Here is a 14515-nt window from a genome sequence, read left to right on the forward strand (position 1 = left end):
TGTTATACCTTTGTCTGAAGGTGTGCAGCCAATTGATCAAAGTCAATGCTCTCTTGGGGTTGGTCTTGGTCCGCCATACGTAGCCATTTCACACTGGCTTGACGCGCTTGTACCTCATTTTCCCCTAAAATGACAGCAACAACAGCCCCACTGGCATCCGCCCGCCTAAATTGGGATTTAAAACCTGTCGAGCCCGCATGAACTAATACCCGCAACCCCACATCTCGCAACTGCTCGGCTAACCGCATCGCTTGACGCTGAGCCGCATCCCCTTGGTGCACCATGTATACTTGGCACTCTGGCACCGGTTCTGGTTCGGCATCTTGTAGCCAGAGATCAAGTAAGCGTTCCATACCAATCGCAAAACCCACGGCAGGAGCGGGTTTGCCACCAAGAATTTCCATCAGGCCATCATAACGACCGCCTCCACATACAGTACCTTGGGCACCAAGGCGATCTGTCACCCACTCAAAAACCGTTAGATTGTAATAGTCTAAGCCCCGTACCATACGGGGGTTAAGGGTATACACAATACCGGCATCGTCCAAACGATCACAAACCCCTTGATAATGAGCGAGCGACTCTTCTCCTAGATAATCAAAAAGTTTAGGTGCATTATTTGCCATATCTTGCATGGCAGGATTTTTGGTATCTAATACTCGTAAGGGATTAGAATACATCCGGCGCTTAGCCTCGTCATCCATGACATCGGTATGCTGCTCCAAATAAGCAATCAAAGCTTCGCGATGAGCCAGACGCTCGTGGCTTTGGCCTAAAGAGTTGATTTCTAAGCGCACATCCTCTAAGCCCAGCTTTTTCCATAGCCGTGCCAACATAATAATTAGTTCTGCATCAATGTCTGGCCCAGGCAAGCCTAAGGCCTCGACGTCAATCTGATGAAACTGGCGATAACGCCCTCGTTGAGGACGCTCATGCCTAAAGACGGGGCCAATTGAATAAATACGATGCGGACGATCATACAGCATATTATGCTCAATACAGGCACGTACAATACCCGCTGTAAACTCTGGGCGCATGGTGAGCTTGTCACCATTTAATGAGTCCGTAAAAGAATACATTTCCTTTTCGACGATATCGGTTACCTCGCCAATACCGCGCGCAAACAACTGCGTATATTCCAACACGGGTGTACGCATGTTCCGGTAGCCGTAGCTCGCTAACCAATCACGTACGATTTGTTCTAGCTTTTCCCATTGAGCGCTCTCACCTGGGAGAATGTCCTTCATGCCTGTTAAGCCACGAAGTTTTTGTACAGACTTCGACATAAAAACCTTCCGTAGGTCCGAACCTATTGATTTGCTGGGGCGTAGCGCTTTTGTACGTAGTCCAGCACAATTTTTTGAAATTCTTGAGCAATCGTATCACCTTTTAAGGTAACGATGCGTTCCCCATCCACATATACCGGTGCCGCCGGAGTTTCGCCCGTGCCAGGCAAACTAATACCAATATCAGCGTGTCGGCTTTCGCCCGGCCCATTCACCACACAGCCCATCACCGCCACATTCATGGTTTCCACACCAGGATACTGATAACGCCATACCGGCATCTGCTCGCGCAAATAGGCTTGGATATCATTGGCCAGCTCTTGAAATACCGTGCTGCTAGTGCGTCCGCACCCAGGGCAGGCAACAACCATAGGCGTAAATGCACGCAAGCCCATCGTTTGGAGGATTTCTTGAGCTACGACAACCTCTTGGCGGCGATCACCACCCGGCTCGGGTGTCAGGGATATACGAATCGTATCCCCAATACCCTGCTGTAATAACACCGATAAAGCAGCAGTGGAAGCGACAATGCCTTTGCTCCCCATGCCGGCTTCTGTTAGGCCCAAATGCAACGGGTAATCACAACGTGAGGATAAGTCCTGATATACCGTGATGAGATCCTGCACATGGCTCACTTTACATGAAAGGATGATGGCATCGCCCGGCAAGCCTAACTGCTCTGCGCGCTGTGCATTAGAAATCGCAGAAACAACCAAGGCTTCGCGCATGACAGCCTGGGCTTCCCATGGACGATGCCGCTGTGCGTTTTGGTCCATCATTTTTGCCATCAACTCGTGATCCAAGCTGCCCCAGTTCACTCCAATACGCACAGGCTTATTGTATTTGCACGCCACCTCGATCATTTGCGCAAAATTGTCGTCTCGACGCTTACCGCCCCCCATGTTGCCCGGGTTAATACGATATTTAGATAGTGCTTGAGCGCACTCTGGGTATTCCGTTAGCAGTTTGTGCCCGTTATAGTGAAAATCACCTACAAGTGGCACATCTATATTCATGCGGTCTAGCTGCTCTCGAATGGCTGGTACCTCTTTGGCTGCAGCAGGTGTATTCACCGTAATACGCACCAGCTCGGAGCCAGCCTGAGCTAAGTCCTTAACTTGCAATGCCGTTTCAATGGCATTCTCGGTATCGGTATTGGTCATGGACTGCACCACTACTGGGGCTCCGCCTCCTACCAATACATGATTGGCTCCCCAATTAACCTTGACACAGCGAGTTTGGCGGCGATCTGCCGCGCCGACGGGTAATGCTGGGCGATCTGAAGTCGCAAAATCAAATAAATCAATCATGACTGAAGTTCTTTAAGCCAATCAAATACCAACCAATTTTCAGGAATCCAACCTTGGTCTAAAGCATAAAACAAGGCGATCAGTAACAGCAAGGCGATAATAAGCCACCACCCCCAAGCCCGCTGCGTAGGCTCAGTGTATAACGACATATCTGCACCATCCCATTGCTTCTTTTTCTGTTTAATATTGTGTGTTGCAGTTACACCTGTTTGCTCCTCTAGCATCCCCAACAGTAAACTCTCATCAGCCCCTAAAAGTCGAGCATAGCTTTTCACCATCCAACGCAATGGCATCCCACTGGGCAAGGCTTGCCAGTCCTCTTTTTCTAAAGCCTCTAGCTGCAAAGCTGAATATTTAATTCGTATAGAAACGTCGTGATAGCTTAAACCTTGAGCCTGACGTAGTTCTGCAATAAACGCCCCTAACGATTGAGATGTAGGCTCTAACTCTGGGCTAGAGACAGGTGAATTCATGCTCGCTCCGGTTGAATTAAGATGGTTCCTTGGTTAGGCAAGCGCTCACGAATACGAGTACGATCACGAATATCCCCGGCGAGCTGACCACAAGCTGCATCAATATCATCCCCTCGGGTTTTACGTATAGTGGTCACCACCCCACCGTCTTGGAGACGTTGTGCAAAATCACGGACCACAGCCTGCGGCGAACGCTTTAGCCCCGACTGTGGAAATGGATTAAAAGGTATTAGATTGAATTTGCAGCTGACTTGTTTAGCAATGTCTAAGAGCTGCTGCGCATGCTCAGGCTGATCATTAATGCCATCCAGCATAATGTATTCAAAAGTAATAAAATCTCGCGGCGCATACTGCAGATAGTTATTACACGATGCAATGAGCTCACGTAATGGGTGCTTACGATTAAGCGGTACTAACTTGTCACGCAAGGCATCATTAGGCGCATGTAAAGAGACCGCCAACGCAACAGGACAGTCATGAGCTAAGCGATCCATAAACGGCACTACCCCAGATGTCGATACGGTAACACGACGCCGAGACAAGCCATAGGCATTATCATCAAGCATCAGTTGCAGCGCAATTAACACCTGATCGTAATTAAGCAGCGGCTCGCCCATCCCCATAAACACTACATTTGTCACATAGCGATCATCCACCACAGGCTGCGGCTGTGCACCTACTCGTGCAGCAGTGGGATCTTGGCGTAACTGGTCTCGCGCAAACCAAAGTTGCCCAATAATTTCAGCCGCACTTAAATTACGATTAAAGCCTTGGTAGCCAGTAGAGCAAAAAGGACAAGCCACGGTGCACCCTGCTTGGCTAGAAATACACAACGTGCCACGATCATCCTCGGGAATATAAACGGCCTCCACGGCATTATTTTGCCCTACATCAAATAACCATTTACGCGTGCCATCCGCAGAGCGCTGTTCAATTTGTTTAGTCGGAGCACAAATCGAACAATGCTCTGCCAACTGCTGGCGAAACACGCGCGCCAAATCCGTCATTTGCTCAAAATCATTAACCCCACGCTGATGAATCCAGCGTTGAAGCTGCTTGGCACGAAACGGCTTGTTCCCCCATTGGGCCACCAGTTCTACCAATTGTTCGAGCGTATGCCCTATGATATTTGTACGAGTTTCTGACATAATGATTTGACGAGCGTGTTAAGCAGTTAATTAACGGCTGTGGATTTCAGTTTCAGCAAAGAAATAAGCAATCTCAACAGCAGCGGTTTCAGGAGCATCCGAACCGTGTACCGCGTTAGCATCAATGCTTTCGGCGAAATCAGCACGGATGGTGCCGGGAGCGGCTTCTTTGGGGTTGGTTGCACCCATGAGCTCACGGTTTTTAGCAATGGCATTTTCGCCTTCTAAGACCTGTACGAACACAGGACCGGAAATCATGAACTCAACTAAATCATTAAAGAAAGGACGCTCTTTGTGTACAGCGTAGAAGCCTTCGGCCTCGGCGCGGGAGAGTTGTACCAAACGGGCAGCAACGACTTTTAAGCCGGCGGCTTCAAAGCGAGCTACGATTTGACCAATTGCGTTTTTTGCAACAGCATCAGGTTTAATAATAGATAGGGTGCGTTCAATAGCCATGTAAAATCCCAGTATAAACAAAAATAAGGTCGTTATTGCCTAGACAACGACGACATTGACAAAGAAAATGTTGTTTTTACCAACAAAAACAATCACTTTTGATCTTTTTAAGATAGCGAAGTATTTTAACATGCCCACAGCGTCATGCTGCATCTTAAAATAACGCTTTTAAACTTATTCTTTTTAACAGCCGATTTTGGGGTCAATACCCCACAGGTCTGGCCTAATATCGCAACACAATGACCAACTCTTCCAATACATCTCTACTTGATCAGCTTGCTAAAAGCTTTGAACCCAAAGACATTGAAGGCCCTCGTTATGCCCAATGGGAGCAGGCCGGTTTATTCCGTAGTGGTCAACATGTCCATACCACCAACGATAACGCACCTACTTTTGTGATCCAGTGCCCCCCACCTAACGTGACGGGTACCTTACATATGGGGCATGCATTTAACCAAACCATCATGGACGGCTTGGCTCGATATCATCGCATGAAAGGCTATGATACGGCGTTTATCCCAGGCACGGACCACGCCGGTATCGCCACGCAAATCGTCGTTGAGCGTCAGCTGGATGAGGAAAATATCTCCCGTCATGATTTAGGCCGCGAAAAATTTGTAGAGAAGGTCTGGGAGTGGAAAGAGCAATCCGGCAATGCCATTACAAAACAAATTCGTCGCTTGGGAGCTTCGTGTGACTGGGAGCGCGAATATTTTACGATGGACGAAAACCTCACTCGTGGTGTAGCAGAAACCTTTGTACGCTTATATGAGCAAGGCCTAATCTACCGTGGTAAGCGTTTGGTCAACTGGGATCCTGTGCTAGGCACAGCGGTGTCTGATCTAGAAGTAGAAAGCGTCGAGGAACAAGGCCATTTATGGGAAATTCGCTATCCACTGACTCAGCCTACCAATGATTTAACGCATCTCGTTGTGGCCACCACCCGCCCTGAAACCATGCTAGGTGACGTAGCAGTCATGGTCCACCCCGACGATGAACGTTACCAGCATCTCATTGGTCAAACGGTTACCTTGCCTTTGGTCGGTCGCGAAATCCCAATCATTGCGGACGACTACGTTGATAAATCCTTTGGGACCGGTGTGGTTAAAGTCACACCTGCCCATGACTTTAATGACTACGCCGTGGGCGAACGTCATGGCTTAGACAAAATCAGCATCCTAACTCTCGATGCCAAAATCAACGAAAACGCCCCAGAAAAATATCAAGGCCTAGACCGCTTTGAAGCACGCAAACAAATTGTTGCTGACCTAGAGGCTATCGGTGCCCTCCAAGCTATTAAGCCTCACACACTGATGGTACCCCGTGGCGATCGCACCAATACCGTTATTGAGCCTATGCTCACCGATCAGTGGTTCGTCGCTATGAGTAAGCCCGCTCCCGCCGACTCTTTACACCCAGGTAAAAGCATTACCGAAGTCGCTCTCGAAGTCGTTGCAAACGGACAAATTAAATTCGTTCCAGAAAACTGGACCAATACTTACAACCAATGGCTCAACAATATCCAAGACTGGTGTATTTCACGCCAACTCTGGTGGGGGCATCAGATCCCCGCTTGGTACGCTGAAAACGGCGAAATTATTGTGGCGCGTGATGAAAACGAGGCCAAGCAAAAAGCGGCTGCCGCGGGGATCCAGGGCGAACTCCGTCGTGACGAAGACGTCTTAGACACCTGGTTTTCATCTGCACTCGTTCCATTTACTGACCTAGGCTGGCCGGAGCAAACTCCCGACCTGGCGAAATACTTGCCCTCAAGTGTTCTCGTCACCGGTTTTGATATTATTTTCTTCTGGGTAGCTCGTATGGTCATGATGAGCATGCACATGACCGGGCAGGTGCCTTTCCACACCGTCTATGTACATGGCCTTGTCTGTGATATGGAAGGCAAAAAAATGAGTAAATCCCGTGGCAATACCATTGACCCCGTGGACCTCATTGATGGTATTGACGTGGAAAGCCTTGTCAAAAAACGCACCTTTGGCTTAATGAACCCTAAACAAGCCGACAGCATTGCCAAGCGCACCCGCAAAGACTTCCCCGATGGAGTTCCAGCTTATGGCACAGACGCCTTGCGTTTCACCATGGCCGCCTATGCAACGTTAGGGCGCAACATTAACTTTGATCTGAAGCGGTGCGAGGGGTATCGCAACTTTAATAATAAGCTTTGGAATGCCACTCGCTTTGTGCTGATGAACACCGAAGCACAAGAGCCTTTTATGCAGTTTTGTGCGTTAACCGAGTACTCGACTGTAGATAAATGGATTCGCAGCCAATTACAACGCCTCATCCAAACCGTAGAGCGCAATTTTGCCGAGTACCGTTTTGATAACATCGCCAATGCCATTTACCACTTTGTATGGGATGAATATTGCGACTGGTACTTAGAAATGGCCAAGGTACAAATCCAACAAGGCAACCCTGCACAAAAACTGGCCACACAACGTACGCTAATCGAAGTACTAGAAACCGTACTACGTCTCGCGCACCCTATTATTCCGTATATTACCGAAGAGCTCTGGCAAAAAGTTTCACTGGTCGCGGCTAAACGCACTGCCGAGGAAAACCTCAGTATTAGCGTACAGCCCTACCCTGAGCCTAACCCAAGCTTGATCGATGAAAAAGCGGAAAAGCAGGTTGCCGAACTTAAAGCTCAAGTCGATGCTATCCGTGCTTTACGTAGTGAAATGGGCTTATCTCCATCAGAGCGTGTACCGCTATTTGCTCAAGGGGATGCCACTATGCTCGAACAAAATCGTCCATACCTCATGGCGCTAGCCAAGATGTCCGAGGTCGAGCTTCATGAGCAGCTTCCCGATCTGGGCGCCCCTGTCCAAGTCGTCGGAACCACACAACTTATGCTCCATGTGGAAATCGATGTAGAAGCCGAAACTGCTCGCTTAAATAAAGAAATCGAGCGCTTAAATAATGAGATAGCCAAAGCCAACGGCAAACTAAGCAACCCAAACTTTGTTGAGCGTGCTCCCGCCGCCGTCGTAGAGCAAGAACGAGAGCGTTTAGCCAGCTTCACGCAAACGCTATCCAAAGTTCAAGAGCAATTAGCTAGACTTAAATAGCGTCCTTTGTACCAAGCAAAAAAGCCCCAATGGGGCTTTTTTGCTTGCCAACTACGCATCCATGCAAAGCGCTCTATCCATTTACTATAAACTGAGCAAATATTGCTCATCTTTTTTATCCAACAGACCTTTGGCACGCGCTTGTTCAATTAAGTCAGGGCGACGTTGTGCGGTGATACGTAACGACTGCTCGCGACGCCATTGAGCAATAAGCTGGTGATTGCCTGACTTTAGTACCGCAGGAATAGACTGCCCTTTATAGATCTCTGGGCGCGTATAATGGGGGCTATCTAACAATCCATCTAAGCCTACATGAAAAGAGTCACAAACTGCTGATTGCTGATCATTCAAAACACCAGGCAATAAGCGAATCACAGCATCCATGACCGCCAAGGCCGCAATCTCCCCACCAGACAAGACAAAATCACCGATGGAAATCTCATGCGTGACCCGTGCATCAATAAATCGCTGGTCAATGCCTTCGTATCGACCACAAACAATCACCGCACCATCTGTACTAGCCCACTGCTGAGCTAGCGCTTGATCAAAGCGCTCGCCGGTTGGGCTCATTAGAATAACGGGGCTGTCTGTCATCCCCTGCTGCTGCCGCGCTGCCAACGCCTCGTCCACAGCTGCCTCTAACGGCTCTGCCAACATTACCATACCAGGGCCACCCCCATACGGGCGATCGTCTACTGTACGGTGCACATCATGGGTATAAGTGCGAGGATTCCAAAAATGCAAATCCCAAATACCCTGGTGACGGGCACGGGCATTGACACCATTATCAGTTAATGGCGTAAACATCTCTGGAAAAAGTGTGACGACATCAAAACGCATGCTGGCTAATCCAACGGCCATGTGGTATGAATTTGCTTCGTTTTGATATCAACGTGATGGACATACGCGTCCACAAAAGGAATGAGCTCGACAATAGGTCGTTTCTTTGCATCAAGCTGCGCGATAAACTGGGCCTGATCGTTTAGGGTGCCGGTATGCACTTCGAGAACGGCGTGAGCTCCGTTATCGAAAACATGCTCGACTTTACCTACCAACACGGACTGGCCATTGCGGTCGCCATACAACAGGCAGCCAATCAAATCGACCCAGTAATGTTCGTCTTCATCTACTGACGGAAAGTCAGCTCGCGAAACCCAAACCGTATGCGCTTTGAGTTTTTCGGCTTGATCACGGTCATCAAACCCCTGAAACTGTGCAATAACAGTAGCACTATGAGGACGGGATCTAACCACCGTATATAGCTGCGCCGAAGCAGTATCCAAATGGCCCGCCTTGTTGGGAGGTACGGGCTTTTGGAGCCACCATCTTTTAGCAGAAAGCAAAACCTCCGCATCGGCAGAATAAGGATGCACCTTTATCCAGCCTTTTACCCCATAAGCAGATATCACACGCCCTACTTCAACCAAATCCGTAGGTACTGTTGAGTCAACCTGATTAAAAGGCATAGCGAAGTTTTAATTCCTGTAATTAAGCAGCAGCTTGAGCTTTAGTGTACTCTTTAACTAGACGAGCCACAGCAGGTGAAACCTGTGCGCCGTTATCTACCCAGTATTGGACACGGTCTAGTTGAAGACGTAGGTTTTCTTGGCCTTCGCCACCTACGGGATTGTAGAAACCTAAACGCTCAATGAAGCGACCATCGCGACGATCGCTAGAGTTGGCGGCGACTACAGTGTAAAACGGACGTTTCTTAGAGCCACCACGGGCTAGGCGAATTACCACCATTGATAATCCCTTCCTGTTAAAAAAGTGTAAAACCAAAGATTCTACCACTAAGCTGGGCTTAGCGGAAACTGCATGCGTATTTTACACGTTTTACGCAACAAATACGCAACAAATTTTAGAATCAGCGAATAAAACCGAGTCAGCGACGACGTACGTAGTGGATAAGGGTATCGCCCTGCTCATGCTGAGCAAGTAACGTATTCCCCGTCTGATCGGTAAAAGCCTGAAAATCTCCTTTTGCATGTGGGTCAGTGGTAATAACTTTTACCACTTGACCACTTTGCAATTGAGCGAGGGCTTTTTTTGTACGTAATATCGGCAAAGGGCAAGTTAGCCCACTTGCGTCGACTTCGGAATCAAAAGCGATAGGCTCAGTCATTGTTACCCCTAGTTGAGTTTGGACTCTACCCACGCTTGAACAGATTGCAAGGCTGAGTCCAAAGCGGCCTCATCGGTGCCGCCCCCCATGGCCATATCAGGACGGCCGCCCCCCTTGCCACCAACTTGACTGGCGACCATACCTACCAAGTCACCCGCTTTGATCTGAGTGTGGAGATCAGGGGTTACCCCGGCGACCAAACTGATTTTACCGTCTTTTGTTGTCGCCAGCACCACTACCGCCGATTTCAGCTTGTCTTTAAGCTGATCCACAGTGGTACGTAAAGATTTGGGGTCCGCACCAGCCAAAACGGTAGCTAATAATTTTACACCATTCGGCAATGCCATAGCTTGCCCCGCCAAATCCTGTCCTGCCGAAGCTGCAAGCTTATCTTTGAGCTGATCGCGCTCACGCTCTAGCTCGCGCAACTGGCTTTGGAGTAGTGCAATGCGATCGGCTAATTTTTCGGGCTGGGTACGTAAAGCGGCGGCTGCTTGGTGCAAAGTATGTTCCGTTTGTTGGACCCAAGTCAGTGCATTTTCACCCGTGATGGCCTCGATACGACGTACACCGGCCGCCACGCCGCCCTCGGAGATGATTTTAAATAAGCCTATATCCCCCGTGCGCTGTACATGGGTCCCCCCGCACAGTTCACGTGAAAAGCCAATATCCAAGACACGAACCTCATCGCCGTATTTTTCACCAAATAGCGCTACCGCCCCACCGCTGACGGCCTCATCATAAGACATTAATTGCGCCACCACGGCTTGGTTAGCCAAAACCTCAGCATTGACAATGGCTTCTACCTGAGCAATTTGCTCTGGGGTTACCGCCGCGTCATGGGCAAAGTCAAACCGTGTCTTATCCGCATCTACAAGTGAACCCCGTTGCTGCACATGCCCGCCCAGCACTTCGCGCAAAGCCTTGTGCATTAAGTGTGTCGCAGAGTGGTTACGGATGGTATTCTGACGATGTGTGGCATCAACACTGGCCTGTAGCGTTTGCCCTAAAGCTAATGAGCCCGACTGCAACACGCCATGGTGCCCAAAAACCTGAGGCTGAATTTTCTGTGTGTCTTCGACCAAAAACACCGCACTCTCTGTCGCAAGCGTACCTTTATCACCCACCTGGCCACCAGCCTCTGCATAGAAAGGGGTTGCGTCTAAGACAACAATAGCCTCTTGCCCTGCCTGAATACTGTCGACTGCGGTACCATCTACGTATAACGCCGTCACCGTCGCAGTTAGGTTAAGGTGCTCATACCCTTCGAAACGGGTTTCCACCCCATCATAACGCAGATCTGCAGCAGCTTTAAATTTACCAGAAGCACGGGCCATTTCGCGTTGCCGCTGCATAGCGGACTCAAAACCGGCTAAGTCCACACCGACCGCACGCTCACGACAAATATCAGCGGTTAAATCAACCGGAAAACCATAGGTATCGTATAGAGTAAACAGAGTTTGCCCGTCTAAATCCTGCCCAGCAGGTAGCTCGGCAAGCGCCGCCTCGAGAATTTTCATGCCATGCTCAAGCGTTTCGCTAAAGCGCTCTTCCTCTTGCTTAAGCACTTGCTCAATACGGCTTTGCTGTTGCACCAAGTCTGGATAAGCCTGCCCCATAAACTGAACGAGATCTGCTACCAATCGATAGAAAAAGGGTTGGTTTTGTCCTAGTTTATGACCATGACGTAAGGCTCGGCGTACGATACGACGTAATACATAGCCGCGCCCTTCATTGCTAGGAATCACACCATCTACAATCAGAAAAGCACAGGCACGAATGTGATCCGCAATAACCTTAAGGGAGTTATCTTGTAAGTCAGTAGCTCCGGTTTCTCGTGCTGCTGCTTGAATCAGGTTTTGAAATAGATCAATCTCGTAGTTGGAGTGTACATGTTGCAGGACCGCAGCAATACGCTCTAGCCCCATGCCAGTGTCTACACAAGGCTTAGGCAAAGGATGCAGGTTACCCTGAGCATCACGATCGAACTGCATAAATACTAAGTTCCAGATCTCAATGTAACGGTCGCCGTCTTCTTCGGGAGACCCAGGAGGCCCACCCCAGACCTCTGGCCCATGATCATAGAAGATTTCAGAGCTGGGCCCACATGGTCCCGTATCTGCCATCTGCCAGAAATTATCAGAAACGTAACGACCGCCCTTATCCCCGATACGAATAATGCGCTCTGCTGGCACCCCGACCTGTTCATGCCATATGTTGTAAGCCTCATCGTCTTCGTGATAGACAGTAACCCACAGTTTTTCTGCTGGAAGCTGGTAAACCTGTGTCAATAGCTCCCACGCGTATTTAATGGCTTCCTCTTTGAAGTAATCGCCAAAGCTAAAATTGCCTAGCATTTCAAAAAAGGTATGATGGCGCGCGGTATAACCCACGTTTTCTAAATCGTTATGTTTACCACCCGCACGTACACAGCGCTGCGAGGACGTAGCACGCACATAAGGGCGTGTTTCTTTTCCTGTAAACACATCTTTGAACTGCACCATGCCCGCATTTGTAAATAACAAAGTCGGGTCATTCGCAGGAATCAAAGAGGAGGAAGGCACGATTTCATGGCCTCGCTCTTGGAAAAAAGATAAGAACTTTTGACGAATTTCGGATGTTTTCATTGAAAGCAGCACGAGAAAATTAGGTAACAATCCATTATAGTAATAGTTTTTATAAATACCTAACAGAGCCTAAAGCTGCCGTGCGTTTACAACGGCCTGAAGTGCAAACCATTACTCAAGTGACGCCATGCATCATAACGGATCCTCTAAAACATGCTCTGGCGTCATGTTGTCTACAACGGTGACCTGCTCAGACTGCAGAGCATCACTAAGTATAAACGGTTCATGCTGAGCTTTTGCTTCCAGCGCTCCCCCTCTAAAAACAAGCTGTTGCCACTGTCCTTGCACAATAACATAAGGGTCTTTCCTAGAGTAACTCAATGGAATATATTGCTTATCTTCTATTGCAAAAATAGCCGGGACATACTGCCCCACAGCAAACTGCAACCATATCTGTTTATCTGAACTGAATACCTGTAACGGCGCAACCTCGCGATCGCCTGACAGACGCCACATAAAATCGAAGTGCTCCGCCCCCATATCCCAATGCGGTTTCATCAAACTCAACCGGTTCTCCCAACCATGATGAGTATGTTCACAACCACTCAATACTAATGCTGCCCCAAAGCACACCACCCATTTTTTTAGACTCATGGGATAACCTCCAAAAAAATAGCACTCAGGAATATCTTGAGTGCTATCTTGAAGGCAACTAAACCACTTGCCTAGATTGTAATTATGCTAAGATTTTTTAAGCCTACTTTTGCTTTAAAAGCTGGTTAGCTTGGGTAGCAGCTGCTTTTAACGCGGTCACAGCAGGCTGTTTCCCCTCTAAGGCACTCTGTAAAGTGTCATTAAACACGGCGCGAATCTGGTGATAATTATGAACTTTAAAACCACGCGTGGTATTTGCTGGTTTTTGGCCATAAACCGCCACCAAATTACGCCAGTCCCCTAGTTTTTTATAATAGCTGTCCGCAGTAGCATTAAATGCCTCGTGCGTTAAGGGTAGGAACCCCGTATTTTGATACCACTTGGCAGCATTATCCGTCTGCGCTAGCCATGACAAAAAGCTTGTGGTGCCTTTGTCTTGTTCTGCACTATGCCCCTTGGTTAGCCATAAGCCGGAGCCTGTCACAAAAGGACTACCTGGGGTTGGTGTTACTTGGGGATAGTAAGGCAAACCGCTTACCGCAAAATCAAGCTTACGCTGCGCAGCAAAATCACCCAAATTGCCCGAATTGGATAAAAACACAGCACACTCACCGCTCGCAAAACGTTTGGGTGACTGCGGCCCCATCGATGGGTGTACCATGATCTCACTACGTACCCAACTAATCATGGTCGATAAGTGGCGAATATACATGGTATCAAAGTTAAAACCAACTTTACGACTATCCGCCCCTGTATAAAACTGCTTATTGACCGCCGCTAAGTTTTCTAGGTTAATCGACACGGGCTGATCAGAAGTAAGAGGACAACGACGTGAACCATTATTCGCTAATGAAACCAGTTGCTCTTGTAGCTCCTGCCACGAACGTGAGGGCTGCTCAGGGCTTAAGCCCGCTTTTTTAAACGCGTCAATGTTGTAATACATCACAGGAATCTCTGCCATAAAAGGCAAGGCGAGTAAGCGCCCTTTGCTGTCATGTAAAAAGTTATTGTCCGCTGGCAAAAACCACTTTACCCCTTTGATGGGGTGTTTAGCCAACGCTTGATGTAAGGGCCAAATATAAGAACGGGTAGCCACATCATCTAACCCGGTAATTTCAGGGAGCTGAACAAGATTAGGCCGCTCTTTGTCCGAGCTTAAACGTAAAGCGGCGTCTAGGTCCTCTTCTGTGGAAAAAGCCCGAACTTTAACTTGAACGTCTTTTTGCTGTTTATTAAAGTCTTTAACGAGCTGCTCAAAAACCTGCTTATTATGATCATTAAGGCTATGCCAAACCTGAATATCCGTCGCCGACCATGCCGCCGACGACATCATACCCGCCACGGCGGTGAACAAAACGCTACCTAAGCGCGCAGGTGTAAATAATGTATGCGTATTCATATGCT

At 48.5% G+C, this 14515-nt stretch carries 13 protein-coding genes; 1 reads left to right on the forward strand and 12 read right to left on the reverse strand.

Going from position 1 to position 14515, the window contains the following annotated elements; translation table 11 throughout:
- Nucleotides 1–2 precede the first annotated feature (2 nt).
- From hisS to ndk, 5 genes are read right to left on the reverse strand one after another with little or no spacing between them, the layout of a single operon-like run.
- Nucleotides 3–1286: a histidine--tRNA ligase gene (hisS, locus tag ABD980_RS02380; protein ID WP_345369340.1), complete on the reverse strand. Its 1284-nt coding sequence runs from the start codon at nt 1284–1286 to the stop codon at nt 3–5.
- A gap of 23 nt (nt 1287–1309) precedes the next feature.
- Entirely contained in the window at nt 1310–2596 is a 1287-nt protein-coding gene (ispG, locus tag ABD980_RS02385; RefSeq protein WP_345369343.1) for a flavodoxin-dependent (E)-4-hydroxy-3-methylbut-2-enyl-diphosphate synthase, read from the reverse strand.
- Nucleotides 2593–3069, reverse strand: coding sequence for a helix-turn-helix domain-containing protein (locus tag ABD980_RS02390; RefSeq protein WP_345369345.1), 477 nt, complete (start codon nt 3067–3069; stop codon nt 2593–2595). The genes ispG and ABD980_RS02390 overlap by 4 nt, the downstream gene beginning before the upstream one ends.
- Nucleotides 3066–4217, reverse strand: a complete 1152-nt coding sequence (gene rlmN, locus ABD980_RS02395) for a dual-specificity RNA methyltransferase RlmN (protein ID WP_345369347.1) — start codon at nt 4215–4217, stop codon at nt 3066–3068. The genes ABD980_RS02390 and rlmN overlap by 4 nt, the downstream gene beginning before the upstream one ends.
- A 30-nt stretch (nt 4218–4247) precedes the next feature.
- Nucleotides 4248–4673 (reverse strand): nucleoside-diphosphate kinase, encoded by a 426-nt coding sequence (gene ndk / locus ABD980_RS02400; RefSeq protein WP_260650435.1) that lies wholly within the window; start codon nt 4671–4673, stop codon nt 4248–4250.
- Nucleotides 4674–4912: 239 nt separating this feature from the next.
- On the opposite strand from ndk, the gene ABD980_RS02405 reads away from it, so the two are divergent.
- Entirely contained in the window at nt 4913–7765 is a 2853-nt protein-coding gene (locus tag ABD980_RS02405) for a valine--tRNA ligase (protein ID WP_345369350.1), read from the forward strand.
- Nucleotides 7766–7849: 84 nt separating this feature from the next.
- Here the strand turns inward: ABD980_RS02405 and trmD are convergent, their stop codons facing one another.
- The 7 genes from trmD to ABD980_RS02440 form a co-directional block, all read right to left on the reverse strand.
- On the reverse strand, nt 7850–8605 hold the full coding sequence (trmD, locus tag ABD980_RS02410; protein ID WP_300648567.1) for a tRNA (guanosine(37)-N1)-methyltransferase TrmD: 756 nt from the start codon (nt 8603–8605) through the stop codon (nt 7850–7852).
- 5 nt (nt 8606–8610) lie between these two features.
- Nucleotides 8611–9231, reverse strand: coding sequence for a ribosome maturation factor RimM (rimM, locus tag ABD980_RS02415; RefSeq protein ID WP_300648565.1), 621 nt, complete (start codon nt 9229–9231; stop codon nt 8611–8613).
- Nucleotides 9232–9253: 22 nt separating this feature from the next.
- On the reverse strand, nt 9254–9511 hold the full coding sequence (rpsP, locus tag ABD980_RS02420) for a 30S ribosomal protein S16 (RefSeq protein WP_260650431.1): 258 nt from the start codon (nt 9509–9511) through the stop codon (nt 9254–9256).
- A gap of 139 nt (nt 9512–9650) precedes the next feature.
- Nucleotides 9651–9890, reverse strand: coding sequence for a sulfurtransferase TusA family protein (locus ABD980_RS02425; protein WP_300648563.1), 240 nt, complete (start codon nt 9888–9890; stop codon nt 9651–9653).
- Nucleotides 9891–9898: 8 nt separating this feature from the next.
- Nucleotides 9899–12517, reverse strand: coding sequence for an alanine--tRNA ligase (gene alaS, locus ABD980_RS02430; RefSeq protein ID WP_345369356.1), 2619 nt, complete (start codon nt 12515–12517; stop codon nt 9899–9901).
- A gap of 132 nt (nt 12518–12649) precedes the next feature.
- The gene (locus ABD980_RS02435; RefSeq protein ID WP_260650428.1) at nt 12650–13111 is read right to left on the reverse strand and encodes a TrbG/VirB9 family P-type conjugative transfer protein; all 462 of its coding nucleotides are present in this window, start codon (nt 13109–13111) and stop codon (nt 12650–12652) included.
- 103 nt (nt 13112–13214) lie between these two features.
- Complete coding sequence (locus ABD980_RS02440) at nt 13215–14510, reverse strand: extracellular solute-binding protein (protein ID WP_260650427.1); 1296 nt, start codon at nt 14508–14510, stop codon at nt 13215–13217.
- Between the last annotated feature and the right edge of the window lie 5 nt (nt 14511–14515).

Origin of the sequence: Paenalcaligenes hermetiae, from assembly GCF_039543645.1 — a bacterium.
GTDB classification, from domain to species: Bacteria; Pseudomonadota; Gammaproteobacteria; order Burkholderiales; family Burkholderiaceae_B; genus Paenalcaligenes; species Paenalcaligenes hermetiae.

What these genes read in the sequence shown, in the direction of transcription:
- hisS (WP_345369340.1), bottom strand. Translation starts at nt 1,286, where the DNA reads ATGTCGAAGTCTGTACAAAAACTTCGTGGCTTAACAGGCATGAAGGAC.
- ispG (WP_345369343.1), bottom strand. Translation starts at nt 2,596, where the DNA reads ATGATTGATTTATTTGATTTTGCGACTTCAGATCGCCCAGCATTACCC.
- ABD980_RS02390 (WP_345369345.1), bottom strand. Translation starts at nt 3,069, where the DNA reads ATGAATTCACCTGTCTCTAGCCCAGAGTTAGAGCCTACATCTCAATCG.
- rlmN (WP_345369347.1), bottom strand. Translation starts at nt 4,217, where the DNA reads ATGTCAGAAACTCGTACAAATATCATAGGGCATACGCTCGAACAATTG.
- ndk (WP_260650435.1), bottom strand. Translation starts at nt 4,673, where the DNA reads ATGGCTATTGAACGCACCCTATCTATTATTAAACCTGATGCTGTTGCA.
- ABD980_RS02405 (WP_345369350.1), top strand. Translation starts at nt 4,913, where the DNA reads ATGACCAACTCTTCCAATACATCTCTACTTGATCAGCTTGCTAAAAGC.
- trmD (WP_300648567.1), bottom strand. Translation starts at nt 8,605, where the DNA reads ATGCGTTTTGATGTCGTCACACTTTTTCCAGAGATGTTTACGCCATTA.
- rimM (WP_300648565.1), bottom strand. Translation starts at nt 9,231, where the DNA reads ATGCCTTTTAATCAGGTTGACTCAACAGTACCTACGGATTTGGTTGAA.
- rpsP (WP_260650431.1), bottom strand. Translation starts at nt 9,511, where the DNA reads ATGGTGGTAATTCGCCTAGCCCGTGGTGGCTCTAAGAAACGTCCGTTT.
- ABD980_RS02425 (WP_300648563.1), bottom strand. Translation starts at nt 9,890, where the DNA reads ATGACTGAGCCTATCGCTTTTGATTCCGAAGTCGACGCAAGTGGGCTA.
- alaS (WP_345369356.1), bottom strand. Translation starts at nt 12,517, where the DNA reads ATGAAAACATCCGAAATTCGTCAAAAGTTCTTATCTTTTTTCCAAGAG.
- ABD980_RS02435 (WP_260650428.1), bottom strand. Translation starts at nt 13,111, where the DNA reads ATGAGTCTAAAAAAATGGGTGGTGTGCTTTGGGGCAGCATTAGTATTG.
- ABD980_RS02440 (WP_260650427.1), bottom strand. Translation starts at nt 14,510, where the DNA reads ATGAATACGCATACATTATTTACACCTGCGCGCTTAGGTAGCGTTTTG.